The sequence below is a fragment of the Streptomyces sp. NPDC031340 genome (assembly GCF_055569945.1).
In genome coordinates, this window is sequence record NZ_JBVIIE010000134.1 from 1 (window position 1) to 1,585 (window position 1,585).

Below are 1,585 nucleotides of genomic sequence, written 5' to 3' on the forward strand. Positions count from 1 at the left end.
CCGAGTTGGCGGCCGAGACGGACGGGGCCGGACGTCGCCTGGTGGTCCGCAACGGCCACCATCGGCCCCGCACCGTGACGACCGCCGCAGGCGCCGTCGAGGTCACGGCCCCGCGCGTGAACGACAAGCGGGTGGACGCGGCCACCGGAGAGCGGATGCGGTTCTCCTCGAAGATCCTGCCGCCCTGGTGCCGCAAGTCGCCCAAGGTCAGCGAGGTGCTGCCGCTGCTCTACCTGCACGGGCTGTCCTCGGGAGACTTCGTGCCCGCGCTGGAGCAGTTCCTCGGCTCCTCCGCCGGCCTGTCGCCGGCCACCGTGACCCGGCTGACGAAGCAGTGGCAGGACGACCACGCCGCCTTCCATCTGCGCGACCTCGCCGACAGCGACTACGTGTACGTGTGGGCGGACGGCGTGCACCCCAAGATCCGGCTCGGGCAGGCGCACTCCTGCGTCCTGGTGCTGATGGGGGTACGCCTGGACGGCACCAAGGAACTGATCGCGCTGGCCGAGGGCCTGCGCGAGTCCACCGAGTCGTGGGCCGACCTGCTGCGCGACTGCCGCCGCCGGGGCATGCGCGATCCCGAGCTGGTCGTCGGCGACGGCGCGATGGGCCTGTGGAAGGCACTGGCGGAGGTGTTCCCGGCCGCCCGCCACCAGCGGTGCTGGGTCCACAAAGCCAGGAATGTCGCGAACGCCCTTCCGAAATCCGCGCAGCCGGGCGCGACGAAGGCGATGCAGGAGATCTACAACGCCGAGGACCGCGCGCACGCCGAGAAGGCGATCGAGGCGTTCGCGCGGACCTACGGCGCCAAGTTCCCCAAGGCCGTCGCGAAGATCACCGAGGACCGCGACGAGCTGATGGCGTTCTACGACTTCCCGGCCGAGCACTGGATCCACCTGCGGACCACGAACCCGATCGAGTCGACGTTCTCCACCGTCAAGCTCCGCACCAAGGTCACCCGCGGCGCCGGCAGCCCGGCCGCAGCCCTCGCGATGGTGTTCAAGCTCGTCGAATCCGCTCAGGCCCGCTGGCGCGCGGTCACCGGAGCCCACCTCGTCGCCCTGGTCCGCGCGGGCGCCAGGTTCGAGAACGGTGTCCTGATCGAGCGGCAGGAGCAGGCCGCATGACCTGGGCGAAGGCCGTGATGCAGCCCTCTCCCGGTGGCAGACTCCGCGCTATGACGTACTTCTGGGTGAGCGACCAGGGCGACAAGTACCACGGCTGGGAAAGCTGTTGGGCCCTTGAAGCCGGGCAGACCTCCGCCGATTCACAGGAGGGCTACGAGCGGCGCAACGTGACGCGGTACGACAGCGAAGATGCCGCTCGGGCTGCTGCCTTGAAGCACGCCCGGTGCGAGGCTCGCGGATGCTTCGCCCGGGGACGCGGTGCGGGGCTCGCCCGACTGTCGGAGCAGGTCCACAAGGATCTGGATGATCCGAACTGGCTGGCGCGACATGACCTGCCAGCCGAGGACTGAGATCTCAACGCTGTTTGGACCGCAGCTTCGCAGACGAGCCCCCGGACCTCGGCAGACTTTGATGTTTACCGCCGCCCCCAGATCCACAGGTATTGACTATTCCTCCCG

At 69.3% G+C, this 1,585-nt stretch carries 2 protein-coding genes; both read left to right on the forward strand.

All coding sequences use genetic code 11. From position 1 onward, the window contains the following. On the forward strand, positions 1-1,127 hold a 1,127-nt coding region (locus ACZ5GT_RS40755), incomplete at its 5' end, for an IS256 family transposase (RefSeq protein ID WP_469036999.1). 50 nt (positions 1,128-1,177) lie between these two features. Then, positions 1,178-1,477, forward strand: a complete 300-nt coding sequence (locus ACZ5GT_RS40760; protein WP_469037002.1) for a hypothetical protein — start codon at positions 1,178-1,180, stop codon at positions 1,475-1,477. Positions 1,478-1,585 lie beyond the last annotated feature (108 nt).